We start from the raw sequence: 13,419 nt of genomic DNA, 5'->3' as shown, positions 1-13,419 counted from the left end.
TTCGCCTGTTGATGGCCCCTAGTCGGCCGTGGTCCGTCGGCTGGCGTTCACGCCCTGCGGTGCGTGGCGGTCAGTCGACATCGTGATCTTTCCGGGTGGCGTTCAGCTCCCGCACCAGCTGGCGGTCAGGGCGAAACAGCACGGTGCGCTCGCCGCCCAGCTCGCGGGTCTGGCCGCTGGTCGGATTGACGAGGGCGCGAGGCCGGGTCTGGTGGATGGTCAGTTCGCCGATGCTCGGCACGTCCAGGCTGTGACCGTCCAGCAGCGCCTGGCGCATGCGGTTCAACAGCGCCTGGACCAGCACGTCGCTGACCTCGCGATCCATGCGCGAGAAATCCATGAAGGGTTGGACGAAGCCGCCATCAACGCGCATGGGCGCCCCGCTCATCCGAGGCGATCCGCGCAAGGCGATCGATATGGCTCAGGGCTCGCAATTGGCCCGCCTCCCCTTCCCTAATCGGCGAAAACGCCGCTTTCCCGGTTGGACACCGGTGTCACTTGTTTCGACATAAACATGCCGAATTTAAATCGGAAAGAGAAAAGTTACCGGTCACATGCGATTTATAGGGCAAATACTTGCTTAGAATTGCCCTAAACCAAGATCAACGAATGAGCTAAACCGATCCGCACAACAAAGATGTCCGAACGGCGATTTTTTTGTTGGCGCATTGAACCGGCGGCCGCGAACCCGCATCGTCGGCGGCATAAGACGGCGCGTGACTTATAGGGAGGGGCCGTGGCGAAACCGCACCGGCCGAGCGCCGACAACGACGTGCGAACGTGGAGCGGCCAGTCGGCCTTCCGCGAGAGCTACTGCGATGACTGGGAGGACCTGCGCCGCTTTCTGCGGGCGCGGTTCGGCCCCGGCCCGCCCGAGCCCGAGGACCTGGCGCAACAGGCCTTCGTCAAGCTGGGCGAGCGACCGGCGGACCAGGACCACGAGAGCCCGCGGGCCTTCGTGTTTCGCGTGGCCATCAATCTCGCGCGCGACGCCTTGCGACGTCAGAAGATGGCTTCCCGCCTGGTGTCGGCCTCCGCGCCGGCGCTGGAGGCGGACGCCGAACCTGACGCCGAGCGGACTATCATCGCCAAGCAGGAGCTGGGCGTGCTGAGCCGCGTTGTCGAAGGCCTGCCTCCGCGTCACCGCCGCTTCCTGGCGGCCAACCGCGTGGCCGGTCAAAGCTTTGCCGAGATCGCCCGCCAGAACGGCGTGTCCGAGGCGTTGGTGCGGAAAACGGTCGGGGAAGCCGTCGCCGCCTGCCAGCGCGCCATCGCGGGCGGTCAGATAGACTTTCGAGGATTGTCTCGTGAACGCAACCGTCGCGCCTGACGACGACATCGAGGGAAAGGCCCGCGACTGGGCCCTGACCGTGTTCGGCGAGCGCCTGTCGCCCGAACGCGCCGACGACCTGCGCGACTGGCTGGCCGCCGATCCTCGCCATGCGGAGGCCTATGACCAGGCCGAGCAACTGATGCTGGCCCTGAGCAGCGTCGATGTCCTCGCCCAGGAACAACGCCCGGCGCGCGCCCCGGCCTGGCGCTGGGTCGCCGCCGCCGGCCTGCCGCTGGCCGCCTGCCTGGCGATCGGCGTCGGCCTAGCGACGCGTCCGCCCGAGATCCTGGAGAGCGGCCGCGTGGTGCGCACCGCCACGCTCAGCGATGGCAGCGTCGCCACCCTGGCCCCCGAGACGCGCCTGCGGAAGGTCGGCCTGTTTGGCGGCCGCCACTATGTGCTCGAGCGCGGCGAGGCGCTGTTCGACGTCCGCCACGCCCAGGGCCGCAAGTTCCAGGTCGAGGCCGGCGAAACGGAAGTCACGGTGCTGGGCACCCGCTTCGAGGTCCGCCATGCGCCCAGCGGCGAGATCGGCGTGGCGGTCGAGCGCGGCCGCGTCGCCGTGCACCGCGACGAGGGCGGCCCCGCCTTTGACGCCGTGCTGGCGCGCGGCGACAGCGTCACCCTGGACGCGGCCGGCGCCCACCCGGCCAAGCTGGCCGATCCGGCCGCGATCGCCGGCTGGCGCCAAGGTCGCCTCAGCTATGTCTCGGCCCGCCTGACCGACGTCGCTAGCGACATCGGCCGCTTCTCGGCCGTGCGTGTGGTCGCCGCTCCGGCCGTGGCCGACCTGCGGGTGACCGCCAGCTTCCGCGCCGACCAGTCGCGCGCCTTCGTCGCCAACCTGCCGACAGCGCTGCCGGTCACGGTCCGCCCACGCGCCGACGGCGTCCTGGTGGTGAGCGCCCGCTAAAAGAAAGCCGGCGAGGCGGACCTCACCGGCTTCAGTCATGCCTGTGTGCGGGGGAGTGCTCACAAACATCAGGGAGGTAGACGGGGGAGAGGCTCCCCCGTCTGGAGGCGCCTAGAACTTGCCGCGCACGCCGAACTTGATGGTCCGGCCATTGTACTTGGCGTAGTCCATGCGGGTCTTGCGGCCATTGCCGTAGCGACCGCTGACGTCGTCGAAGAAGTCGTACTGCAGGGCGTTGGCCAGGTTCAGGGCGTCGAGGCGGACCTCGATGCTGTCATTGACCTTGTAGGTCACGTTGCCATCGAGGAACCCGGCGCCCGAGTGCCAGCGCTGCAGGTCCGAGCCGTTGTTGGACGTCTCGATGATGTTCTTGGCCTTGTAGTTGTACGACAGGCGCACCCCGAACGGGCCCTTCTCGTAGTAGCCGGTCAGGCTGTACGAGTACTTGGGCACCGTGTTGACGTTCAGGATCTTGCCGCCCGTCGTCGTGTAGTCGAAGCCCGACGTGTTGACGTGGGTGAAGCTGGCCAGGGCGCCGAAGCCGCTCCAGAAGCCGGGCAGGAAGTCGAACGACTGCTGGTAGGCCAGCTCGTAGCCGTCCAGCTTGATCGTGCCCTGGTTATAGAAGGTCGACAGGGTGATCGGCAGGTTCGGGTCGATCTTGCCGGTCGCCGGGTTCTGGAAGATCGGCGCCAGGGCCGCGTCGGGCAGGCCCAGCGACGAGAACGGCACGTTGATGTTGGTCGAGACGGTGGTGTCCTTCAGCTCCTTCCAGAAGAAGCCGGCGCTGAGGATGCCGCCGCGGCCGAAGTACCACTCCACGCCCGTGTCGTAGTTGGTCGCCGTCTGCGGCAGCAGATTGGGATTACCGGCCGTGGCGCGGGTCTCGTAGATGTTCGGGATCACGGTGTTGGCGGCGATGATCGACAGCGAGGCGCGAGTGATCGTCTTGCCCCACGAGCCACGCCAGATCAGCTTGTCGGTCAGGTCGTAGGCGAAGCTGGCTGACGGCAGGGTGTTCTTGTACGAGCCCTCGGCCTCGTTGGGCTGATAGGTCGTCACGCCGTTGTTGGTCTGGCGCAGATAGTTGTCGATGTGGGTGTCGGTTTCCGAATAGCGGACGCCGACATTGACGCGCAGCTCGCGGTCCAGGACCTGGCCCTTCAGGTCGCTCTGCACGAAGGCGGTCTTGACCGTTTCCTCGGCCCCGAACGAGGCGTTGAAGTCGACCGGCGTGGCCTTGGCCGTGCCGATCGGGTCGAAGGTGCTCATCACATAGTCGCGGCCGAACACCGCCCACTGCTGCGGATAGCCCGAGCCGATCACCAGGTTGTCGATCGGCACTTCACGCAGCATGGCGTTGCGCAGGGCGGTGGCGCCCAGCGACGCGATCTTGGCGGTGCCGGCGGCGGTGGCGTTGCGCTTGGTGGTAGTCTTCCTGGTCGAGACGTACGAGAAGCCGCCCTTCAGGTGACCCTCGATGCCGAACACGCCGTAGTCGTAGTCGGCGAACAGCTTGGCCGTCTTTTCCTTGTCGACCTCACGCCGCCAGTCGAAGCCGACGCCGAAGTCCTCGTAATTGGCCGGGTTGGTGAAGTCGACGCCGGGCGCCGACAGGGCCGGATAGACGTGATCGTCCGTGTACTTGATGGTCGTCGTGACGCCGTACAGGTTCGAGATCAGGCGGTTGCCGGTGAAGAAGGCGTCGCTTTCGCTCAGGCTGCCCTGGGCGGTGACCTTCAGCTTGTCCGTGGCCTGATAGGCGGCGTTGAACGACGCCATTTTGAACTCGGTCTGGGAGTCGTAATAGTAGCTCTCGCCCAGGTACGAGGTGTTGCCGAACGTGCCTTCCAGCAGGTTGGACTTCGGATCCAGGGTCACGTTGATCGGCACGAAGCCGTTGTGACCCGGCGCGCCCGGCTTGGCGGTCGGGATGGTCGTGCGCGAGTTCCGGATCGGCAGGCCGAAGGTGTATTCGTCCAGCGAGTCCTGCAGCTTCGAGTACAGGCCGTCGACGCTGATGTTCACCTTCTCGTTCTGATACTGCAGCGAGCCGACCGCGCCGGTGCGCTCGCGCGTGTTTTCACCGCCGTAGTAGCGGTAGAAGCGCGGCAGATAGCCGTTCTCGATCTGGGCCTGGGTCAGCGAACCGCGGTTGTAGCGCGGGTCGGCGAAGTCGAACGCGAAGGCGAACTGGCCCTTGTTGGGCGACAGGCTGGCCAGGGCGTGGCTGTTGTAGCCGCCGGTGGCCTCGAAGCCGGAACGGTTGTTGACGCTCTTGGAATGGGCCACCGCGAACAGGGCGCCGAAATTCCCCCAGGTGTTGGAGAACAGCGCGAAACCGGCCGGGTCCAGGTGCTTGGACTTGTCGTTGTACGAGCCGACGACCTGGTAGCGGATGTTGCGGCCGGCCTTGTCGAACGGACGCGGCGTCTGCAGATCGACGACACCGCCGATGCCGCCTTCTTCCAGCTCGGCCAGGGGCGTCTTGTAGAAGTCGACGCGGCCGAACAGTTCCGAGGCGAAGACGTCGTAGTTGAAGTCGCGCGACGAGCCGCCGACATTGCCCGACGAGGTCGTGCGGACCGGGGCGCCGTTGATGGTGGTGACGTTGTAGTCCGAGCCCAGGCCGCGGATCGAGATGCGCTGGCCCTCGTTCGACGCGCCGTCACGGCTGAGATACACGCCCGGAATGCGCTGCAGGGCTTCGGCGACGTTGGCTTCGGGGAACTTGCCGATGTCCTCGGCGACGATGGAGTCGCGGACGACGATGGCGTCCTTCTTCAGGCCCAGCGACTTTTGCAGCGAGGACCGGAAGCCGGTGACGATCACCTCCTCCACGGTGTCCTGGCCGGCCGCCGGAGCCGCCGTTTGCGCCCACGCGTTGGTGGCGACGCCGCCCAGGCCAGCGGCCAGAATCGTCGTCAGCAGAAGTTGCTTCTTCATGTTCCCTCCCCGTCGCGGTCATTCGCCGCGCAGTTTTCCCCTCCCCGCCCGGCGTGCCCGAGGGGGTTGCCCGCCGTTGGCGGAGCATTTCAAAAATCGAACTGGAGACGCGTTATGCGTGATGGCGCGGACTAGCCGCGCCGCAGTGCCCTAGACATGTTTCCTCGCATTCGAGCTTTTCGCTTCTGTCGATAGGCGTAACACATATCGAAGCGAGTCCACATATATCGGAACGACGTTTGTCTGATTTTTTCGCCGCTGAAATGTTTCGACAGGCGCCGTTGCACGCCGGCCACATCAGACCTCAGAGCATTTGACATACGAAAACACGCGCGCGGTCGCCCGCGCGCGTGCTCGAAGGATTCGAAGAGGAAGCGGGTTAGCGGTAGCCGAACTCGGCGCTGATCTTCTGGGTGGTTTCCTTGACGTAGTCAGCCACGGCCTCGATCCGCGCGTCGTCCATGTACTGGGCGATCGAGGACACCGAGACGGCCGCGATGATCTTGCCGCCCATGTCTCGGATCGGCGCGGCCACACAGCGGATGTGGTCCTCGTTCTCGTCCAGATCCATCGTGTAGCCCAGGCTGCGATAGCGGGCCATGACGTCCAACCACTGGCGCAGGTCGTAGCGATAGCGCGGGAAGATCGTCGCCTCGCGCAGGAACACCTCGCGCAGGACCTCTTCACTCTCGTCCAGCAGCAGGGCCTTGCCCAGGCCCGTGTGGCGCAGCGGCTGGCGCTCGCCGATCACGCAGCGCACCTCGATACGGCGGGTGCCGGGGATCTTGTCGATATAGTGGACCTGGTCGCGCTCCAGCACGCCCAGGTTCACGGTGTCGCCGGTGTCGACCGACAACTGGCGCAGGTGATCGTGGCTGACCCGAGTCAGGGTGATCTGCTGCGACGCCGCGTAGCCCAGCTCCAGGAGCTTGGTGCCCAGGGCGTAGCCTTCCCGCGTCGAGAACGACAGGAAGCCGGCCTCGACCAGGGTCGAGGCCAGGCGGTGCACCGTCGTCTTGTTGAGGTCCAGCGACTTGGCCATCTTGCCGAGCGTGGTGTCGCCCTTGGCCACCCGGCTCAGAACCTCGAGCCCCTTGAAGAGGGTCTGGGCGCCGGCATTGGCCCGCGCCGACGCGACCTCTTCCACATCCGCCGTGGCGATGTCCTTCATATCAACCGTTCATGCTGGCCCGATGGCGACATTGCCCCGGGCCGTCCCGAATAGTGATACGCCCCTCGCAGGGCAATACAAGCCTGACACCGGTGTCGGAACTCATATCCTAGTAGTCGACGGCGTAGTCCTTGAGGAACGGCTGTCCCGCGAATGCCAGCTTCTGGGTCCAGGGTTGGGCCGGCGTCGTCCAGAAACTATCGGTCGCCGGCAGCCCCAGGGCCAGGAAGCCCTCGCTCGTGATGTACATGCTGCCGTTGTTTGAATACCAGTCGCCCAGGGCCGGGTTGGCGCCGACGAAGCCGATCGTCAGGAAACCGTCCTTGAAGTTGCTGGCCTGGCTGAACACCGCCTTGTGTACGGCGGTCAGGGCGGCCCGCACCTGCCCTTCCGACAGTTTCTGGGGCAGCTGCTTGCGCTTGGCCATGAACGCCAGCGGCTGGAACGCCGCGGTGCGATAGGTCAACGAGCGGCCGAACGGCGGGAAGGTCCCTTCCGGCGAGACCAGGCGCTCCAGATGTTCGCAATAGCGCTGGGCGCGCTTGACGGCCAGCTCGCGCCACTGGGTCAGGTTGTCGTTCCAGAACGGGGCCTTGTTGGCCTCCATGATCTCCAGCACCTGGATCATCATCGGGTGCATGACGAACGAGTTGTAGTAGTCGAAGTGGAACTTCTCGCCGTCCTTGATCCAGCCGTCGCCGACGTACCAGCTGTTGATCGCGCGCACGGCCATGCTCATGCGCATCGGGTCGTACTCCTCGCCGATCTGCATCAGGAAGGCTTCGTTCATCGCCGCGAACAGCAGCCAGTTCGTGATCGGAGGATTGGCCCGGCGCAGGCCCTTGATCTCGGCGACGATGCGTTTCTTGGTCGTGGCGTCCAGCGGGTCCCACAGGGTCTTCGGCGCCCGCAGCAGGGCCTGGGTGTAATAGGACGAGTCGACTAGGGCCTGGCCCGTACCGCCCCAGGCCAGATAGTCGGGGCTCTTGGGATCCACCGAGTGGACATAGGCCTGCACCGCCTGGTCTTTCAGGCGCTTGCGCACCTTGCCCTCGGCGGTGTCGTCGTCGGGCAGGGCCAGCCATGGCGACACGCCCGAGATCAGGCGGCCGAAGCACTCCAGATAGGCCACATTGCGGTCGCGGCCGTCCCAGGTGGGGCTGAGCTCCAGCGGGAAGGTCTTCTTCAGCTCGCCCGTCGACATCGCCGCCAGGACCGGGCTGGCGATCTTCTCCAGCAGCCCAGCCATGTAGGCGCGGTCGTCGATCGCCGCCGCCGGCTTGGCGGCATTGGCCGCGCCGGCGGAGCCCAGGGTCGCGGCGCCAACCAGGGCCGCCTTCATGAAATCGCGCTTGTGCATGACTGCCCCCTATCGAGCTTGTTTGGACGCCGCGGGCGCCTTGAGATCGAGATCCGCCATCGCCGTCGCGGCCAGCAGGAAGGCCCCGACGCCGTAGAATTGAGTGTCCTCGTAGCTGACGCTTTCGGGACGATCGCCGATCGGCTGCACCCAGCCGAACTTGCCGTCCGGATGCACCGCGCGGGTCAGAGCGCCCCAGCCCTTGCGGATCGTCGGCTCGTAGGTCGCGCGGTCCAGCAGGCCAGCCTTCACGCCCCAAGCGAGACCATAGGTGAAGAAGGCCGTGCCGCTGGATTCCGGTAGCGACTTGGCCGGGTTGGCCAGCAGTGACGGCGACCAGTAGCCGTCGGGCTTCTGGATGGCCTTCAGCTTAGCGGCCATCTCCTTGAAGACGGCCTCCAGGCGCACGCGATCGGGATCGCCCGGCGGCAGCATCGGGATCACCCGCGCCAGGCCGGCCACGACCCAGCCGTCGCCGCGGCTCCAGAACACCTTCTCGCCGTCAGGGCCGCGGCGGGTGAAGAACCGCGAGTCCCGGTAATAGAGGTGCTCCTCCTTGTCGTAGAGATAGTCGGTGGTCGCCGCGAACTCCTTGCGGGCATAGGCGGCGTACTTCGGGTCGCCGGTCACGGCCGAGAGCTCGAACCAGGTCGCCGGGGCCATGAACAGGGCGTCGCTCCAGCACCAGCGCTGGTCGCAGTCGACGCCGCGCGGGTCGGTATATTCGGCGTGTTCCAGTCCGACCTTGGGCGGATAGGCCAGGATGGCGTCGAAGCGCTGGCGTAGCGGGCCTATCGCCGCGTCGCCGGCCCCGTGCTTGGCGGCCCACAGATAGGACTGGCCGATCACATGCTCGTCGGCGTGATAGAAACGCTTGCCCAGCGCCCACTTGTTGGCCGCGCCGCGCGCCAGGATCGCCTGGCGGTAGGCGGTGTTGTCCGAGCGGTCGGCCAGGTCGCGTAGGCCCACGAACAGCGCGCCCTGCACCCAGCCGGCCGGGTCGACGGTGTCGCGCGCGGCTTCCGGCGGGATGTAGCCAGCGGCCATGGTCGCCAGCTGGTAGTCGGCAACCCGCTCGGCCAGCCGCATGACGTCGGCGCGGCGCCAAGGCGTCTCCACACCTTGGGCGACCTGGGCCGCGGGAGCGATCTGGGCCGAGGCGGCCATGGGCAGGGCGCTCAGAGCGGCCAGGCCCAGGGTGAGTCCAGCGATGACCTTCATCGGGCGGTTTCCTCTCCGGTTCGTGGTGTCAGGTCCTCGGCTCGTACCGGACGGAGCCTGGGCGTCAGCAGGTGGATCAACAGCAGGGCGAGCAGATAGGCCCCGCCGGCGACCATGAAGATCGGCTGGTACGAGCCCAAAGCCTCGAGCACGCGGCCGTTGAAGGTGGTCATCAGCATGCCGCCGATCGCGCCCGCCGCGCCGCCCAGCCCGATCACCGAGGCGACCGACTGGCGCGGGAACAGGTCCGACGGCAGGGTCATCAGATTGGCCGACCAGGCTTGGTGCGCCGCGGCGGCCAGGGCGATGATCGCCACCGCGCCCCACAGGTTGTCGACGAACTGCACCAGCACGATCGGCGTCACGGCCAGGGCGCAGGCCAGCAAGGTCCACTTGCGCGCCGCATTCGCTGATCTTCCCGCCTTCATCTGCCGCGACGAGCTCCAGCCGCCCAGGATCGAACCAACGTCGGCGACCAGGTAGATGGCGATCAGGGGCGGGCCGAACGACTTCAGGTCCAGGCCGTGCCGCTTGTGCAGGAAGTCGGGCAGCCAGAAGAGATAGAGCCACCAGACCGGATCAGTCAGGAACTTGCCGACCGCATAGGCCCAGGCCTCGCGCCGTTGCAGCAGGCGCCGCCAGGGCGTGCGCACGGCGACCTCTTCCGATCGCCCGTCCTGGATATAGGCCAGCTCGCTGGCCGAGATCTTCGAGTGCTGCTCGGGCGAGCGATAGACCAGCAGCCAGGCGACCAGCCATAGCAGGGTGATCAGGCCGGTGGCGATGAACGCCGCGCGCCAGCCGAACGCCAGGGTCACGGCCGGCACCAGCAGCGGCGTGACGATGGGACCCAGCGCCGTGCCGGCGTTGAACAGCCCGACCGCCTGGGCGCGCTCCTTCTGCGGGAACCACTCCGACACCGCCTTCAGGCTGGCGGGGAAGGCGCCGGATTCGCCCAGGCCCAGGCTGAAGCGGGCGAGCGCGAACTGGGTGACCGTATGGGCAAAGCCGTGGGCGATGCTCGCGATCGTCCAGACCACGAAGGCCACCGCATAGCCGATGCGCACGCCCAGCAGGTCGATTGCCCGGCCGAAGGAGACGAAGCCGATCGCATAGGCCAGCTGGAACCAGAAGACGATGTTGGCATAGGCGACCTCGGTCCAGCCCAGGTCCTTCTGCAGGGTCGGCTTCAGGATGCCGATCATCTGCCGGTCGATGTAGTTGATGCCGATGGCCAGGAAGAGCAGCGCGCAGATCAGCCAACGATAACGCGTGGCGGGCTTGTCCGACGGGGCGATGGTCATGGCGCGCGCTCCCTATCGCAGCTGGCAGAGGTCGACGGGGGTCATGTCCTCGTAGTCGAGGTTCTCGCCGCCCATCGCCCAGATGAAGGCATAGGCGTGGGCGCCGACCCCCATGTGCACCGACCAGGGCGGGCAGATCACCGCCTCCTCGTTGGCGACCACCAGGGTGCGCAGCTCGTCGGCCTCGCCCATGAAATGCAGCACCCGCTCGGTCTCGGGCAGGCGGAAATAGAAATAGGCCTCCGAGCGCCGGTCATGCACGTGCGGCGGCATGGTGTTCCAGACGCTGCCCGAACGCAGGATGGTCAGCCCCATCAACAGCTGGGCCGAGGCGCAGACCCCGGGGATGACCATCTGGTAGATGATGCGGTGATTGGCGGTGTCCTGCGTGCCGCGCTCCAGCGGGATGGCGGCGGCGGTCGACAGGGCCTTGGTCTCGAAGGCGGCGTGGGCCGGGGTCGAGGCCAGGTAGAAGCGAGCGGGATTGGCCGGATCGTCGCTCTCGAACCGCACCTCGGCCGCGCCGCGCGTGATGTAGAGCGCGTCCAAAGGCGCCAGGGCGAACACCTGACCGTCGACGATGATGCGCCCGGCGCCGTGGCCGACATTGACGACGCCCATCTCGCGCGCCGCCAGGAACGGCTTACCGGCGTGGGACGGTGGCTCGGTCTGGACAGGCAGCGCCAACGGCTGGCTCAGCGGCGTCACGCCGCCCAGCACCAGACGCTCCTGGTGCAGATAGTTCAGAGTCAGGCCGCCGGCGACGAACAGGCCATCGACCAGATACCGCTCGCGCAGGTCCTGGTTGCTGGCGCCGGCCATCATGTCCGGATGGGTGGCGTAGAAGACTCTGTCGTAGATCAAGCCAAAGTCCCCACCCCAACGCGCCTCGGCGTATGCGCCGATGGCGGGCGGCGTCTTAAAGTCCGCCCGATAGGATTTTCTGGCAAAACTATATTCGGAACGCAAGTCCACAAATCGGAACAGATGGTCTTAAAAGGCTGAAAAGCGCGATTTCCGTCACGGACTTTCACACTTTGTCACACAAAAGTGGAACGGCAGTGCGGCCAGTAGGAACTGGGCCAATAATTGCGAAAGCCGAAATAATCCCTTCCACACCGCGCCAATTAAAGAAATTCGACGCAGCAATATCTTCCTCGCCATGAGGCGACGACGACAGACGGTCGGGCCTCACATCTGAGGAGATCCGACATGAAGCGCCTGCTCGTTCCGTTGCTGCTGGCCACCGCCAGCCTGGCCCCGCTGACCCCCGCAATCGCCGCGCCCAAGGCGCCGGCCGCCGTCGAGCGCCTGGCCCCGCCGGTGGTCCACTACCGCTCCGCCACCATCGACGGCGTGAAGATGTTCTACCGCGAGGCCGGCCCCACAGGCGCCCCGGTCGTCGTGCTGCTGCACGGCTTCCCGACCTCGTCGCACATGTTCCGCAACCTGATCCCGCTGCTGGCCGACCGCTACCACGTGATCGCCCCCGACTATCCGGGCTTTGGCCAGAGCGACGCGCCCGACCACACCAAGTTCGAATATAGCTTCAGCCACTATGCCGACATGACCGACACGCTGCTGACCCAGCTGAAGGCCGAGCGCTACGCCCTCTACGTGATGGATTACGGCGCCCCGGTCGGCTACCGCTTGGCCATCAAGCACCCCGAGCGGGTCAGCGGCCTGATCGTCCAGAACGGCAACGCCTATGAAGAGGGCCTGCGGGAGTTCTGGAACCCCATCAAGGCCTACTGGGCCGACGGCTCGGCCGCCCACCGCGAGGCGCTGGCGGGGGTGCTGACCCTGGACACCACGAAATTTCAGTACACGGACGGCGTGAAGGACGTCAGCCGCATCAGCCCCGACAACTGGACCCACGACCAGGCCCTGCTGGACCGCCCCGGCAACAAGGACATCCAGCTGGACCTGTTCTACGACTACCGCACCAATGTGCCGCTCTACCCGCAATTCCAGGCCTTCTTCCGCGAGCGCAAGCCGCCGACCCTGGTGGTGTGGGGCAAGAACGACCAGATCTTCCCCGCCGAGGGCGCCCTGCCCTACAAGCGCGACCTGCCCGACGCCGAGATGCACCTGCTCGACACCGGCCACTTTGCCCTGGAAGACAAGCTGGACGAGATCGCCCCGCTGATCCGCGACTTCCTGGATCGCAAGGTCGCCCGCTGACTATAAGGGAGACTTAAGGTAGGGGGCGGGCGTCATGGATCGCTGGCAAGCGATGAGAGTGTTCGTGAAGGTGGCCGAAGCCAAGGGCTTCGCCGAGGCCGCGCGACACCTGCACATGAGCCCGCCCGCCGTCACCCGTGCGGTGGCGGCGTTGGAGGAGACCATCGGCGCGCGCCTGCTGACCCGCACCACCCGCTCGGTCACCCTGACAGACGCCGGGGCGCGGTTCTTCGAGGACTGCACGCGGATCCTGGCCGACCTGGCCGAGGCCGAGGCCAGCGCCGCTGGTAGCTTCGCCCGCCCCAGCGGCGTGCTGACCATCACCGCCCCCGTGATCTTCGGCCACCGCTACATCCTGCCGATCATCATGGACTATCTGGCGCAGCACCCGCAGGTCAGCGTCCGCACCCTGTTCGTCGATCGCATGGTCAACATCGTCGACGAGGGCGTAGACCTGGCGGTGCGCATCGGCAACCTGCCCAATTCCGGCTTCAGCGCCCTGCGCGTCGGCCAAGTCCGCCGGGTGATCTGCGGGTCACCGGACTATTTCGAGAAGAACGGCGTGCCCGCCGCGCCGGCCGACCTGGCCAACCATGCGGTCATCGCCACGACCAGCGCCTGGGCGTCGTCGGAATGGCGCTTTGGCCAGGACGACAAGACCATCGTCCACGTCCACCCGCGCCTGTTCTGCAACACCAACGACGCGGCCCTGCAGGCGGCGATCGCCGGGTTCGGCCTGACGCGGGTGCTGTCGTACCAGGTCGCCCCCTCGCTGGTGTCGGGCGAGCTGCAGACGGTGCTGTCGGCCTATGAAGAAGCGCCGCTGCCGATCCACCTCGTTCACCCCGAAGGGCGACAGGCGCCGGCCAAGGTCCGCACCTTCATCGACTTCGCCGGCGAGCGACTGCGGGCCGACCGCCTGCTCAACTAGGCTACAGCAGGCCCATCCACGAGATCGCGTCGACGGTCTGCCCTTCAGCGAGCCTG

Annotated in this window: 11 protein-coding genes; 4 read left to right on the top strand and 7 right to left on the bottom strand. The window is 66.5% G+C overall.

Translation table 11 applies throughout. From position 1 onward, the window contains the following. Window positions 1-70: 70 nt before the first annotated feature. Window positions 71-388 (bottom strand): HU family DNA-binding protein, encoded by a 318-nt coding sequence (locus AC07NF_RS09505; RefSeq protein WP_494632013.1) that lies wholly within the window; start codon window positions 386-388, stop codon window positions 71-73. 348 nt (window positions 389-736) lie between these two features. Here AC07NF_RS09505 and AC07NF_RS09500 point away from each other — a divergent pair, with 348 nt between their 5' ends. Continuing rightward, window positions 737-1,330, top strand: a complete 594-nt coding sequence (locus tag AC07NF_RS09500; protein WP_492814117.1) for an RNA polymerase sigma factor — start codon at window positions 737-739, stop codon at window positions 1,328-1,330. Next, the gene (locus AC07NF_RS09495; RefSeq protein ID WP_494632014.1) at window positions 1,308-2,246 is read left to right on the top strand and encodes a FecR family protein; all 939 of its coding nucleotides are present in this window, start codon (window positions 1,308-1,310) and stop codon (window positions 2,244-2,246) included. The genes AC07NF_RS09500 and AC07NF_RS09495 overlap by 23 nt, the downstream gene beginning before the upstream one ends. A gap of 111 nt (window positions 2,247-2,357) precedes the next feature. Here AC07NF_RS09495 and AC07NF_RS09490 read toward each other — a convergent pair whose 3' ends face one another. The 6 genes from AC07NF_RS09490 to kduI form a co-directional block, all read right to left on the bottom strand. Further along, window positions 2,358-5,192, bottom strand: a complete 2,835-nt coding sequence (locus AC07NF_RS09490; RefSeq protein WP_494632015.1) for a TonB-dependent receptor — start codon at window positions 5,190-5,192, stop codon at window positions 2,358-2,360. A gap of 379 nt (window positions 5,193-5,571) precedes the next feature. After that, window positions 5,572-6,363, bottom strand: coding sequence for an IclR family transcriptional regulator (locus tag AC07NF_RS09485; RefSeq protein ID WP_492814112.1), 792 nt, complete (start codon window positions 6,361-6,363; stop codon window positions 5,572-5,574). A gap of 109 nt (window positions 6,364-6,472) precedes the next feature. Beyond that, window positions 6,473-7,723, bottom strand: coding sequence for a DUF2264 domain-containing protein (locus AC07NF_RS09480; protein WP_494632016.1), 1,251 nt, complete (start codon window positions 7,721-7,723; stop codon window positions 6,473-6,475). A gap of 9 nt (window positions 7,724-7,732) precedes the next feature. Next, window positions 7,733-8,944, bottom strand: coding sequence for a glycoside hydrolase family 88/105 protein (locus AC07NF_RS09475; protein WP_494632017.1), 1,212 nt, complete (start codon window positions 8,942-8,944; stop codon window positions 7,733-7,735). Next, window positions 8,941-10,248, bottom strand: a complete 1,308-nt coding sequence (locus tag AC07NF_RS09470) for an MFS transporter (protein ID WP_494632018.1) — start codon at window positions 10,246-10,248, stop codon at window positions 8,941-8,943. Before AC07NF_RS09470 ends, AC07NF_RS09475 begins: the two co-directional genes overlap by 4 nt. Window positions 10,249-10,260: 12 nt before the next feature. Then, the gene (kduI, locus tag AC07NF_RS09465; protein WP_494632148.1) at window positions 10,261-11,109 is read right to left on the bottom strand and encodes a 5-dehydro-4-deoxy-D-glucuronate isomerase; all 849 of its coding nucleotides are present in this window, start codon (window positions 11,107-11,109) and stop codon (window positions 10,261-10,263) included. Window positions 11,110-11,460: 351 nt separating this feature from the next. On the opposite strand from kduI, the gene AC07NF_RS09460 reads away from it, so the two are divergent. Then, complete coding sequence (locus AC07NF_RS09460; protein WP_494632019.1) at window positions 11,461-12,432, top strand: alpha/beta fold hydrolase; 972 nt, start codon at window positions 11,461-11,463, stop codon at window positions 12,430-12,432. A 34-nt stretch (window positions 12,433-12,466) separates the two neighbouring features. Beyond that, window positions 12,467-13,363, top strand: a complete 897-nt coding sequence (locus tag AC07NF_RS09455) for a LysR family transcriptional regulator (protein ID WP_494632020.1) — start codon at window positions 12,467-12,469, stop codon at window positions 13,361-13,363. Window positions 13,364-13,419: the final 56 nt, after the last annotated feature.

Source organism: Caulobacter sp. GW821-FHT10A06 (genome assembly GCF_059415805.1).
Note: the sequence above shows the minus strand (reverse complement) of the source record. Positions and strands in the feature narration are given on the sequence as shown.

Coding starts and splice junctions, on each gene's coding strand:
- AC07NF_RS09505 (WP_494632013.1), bottom strand. CDS start 388: ATGAGCGGGGCGCCCATGCGCGTTGATGGCGGCTTCGTCCAACCCTTC.
- AC07NF_RS09490 (WP_494632015.1), bottom strand. CDS start 5,192: ATGAAGAAGCAACTTCTGCTGACGACGATTCTGGCCGCTGGCCTGGGC.
- AC07NF_RS09485 (WP_492814112.1), bottom strand. CDS start 6,363: ATGAAGGACATCGCCACGGCGGATGTGGAAGAGGTCGCGTCGGCGCGG.
- AC07NF_RS09480 (WP_494632016.1), bottom strand. CDS start 7,723: ATGCACAAGCGCGATTTCATGAAGGCGGCCCTGGTTGGCGCCGCGACC.
- AC07NF_RS09475 (WP_494632017.1), bottom strand. CDS start 8,944: ATGAAGGTCATCGCTGGACTCACCCTGGGCCTGGCCGCTCTGAGCGCC.
- AC07NF_RS09470 (WP_494632018.1), bottom strand. CDS start 10,248: ATGACCATCGCCCCGTCGGACAAGCCCGCCACGCGTTATCGTTGGCTG.
- AC07NF_RS09460 (WP_494632019.1), top strand. CDS start 11,461: ATGAAGCGCCTGCTCGTTCCGTTGCTGCTGGCCACCGCCAGCCTGGCC.
- AC07NF_RS09455 (WP_494632020.1), top strand. CDS start 12,467: ATGGATCGCTGGCAAGCGATGAGAGTGTTCGTGAAGGTGGCCGAAGCC.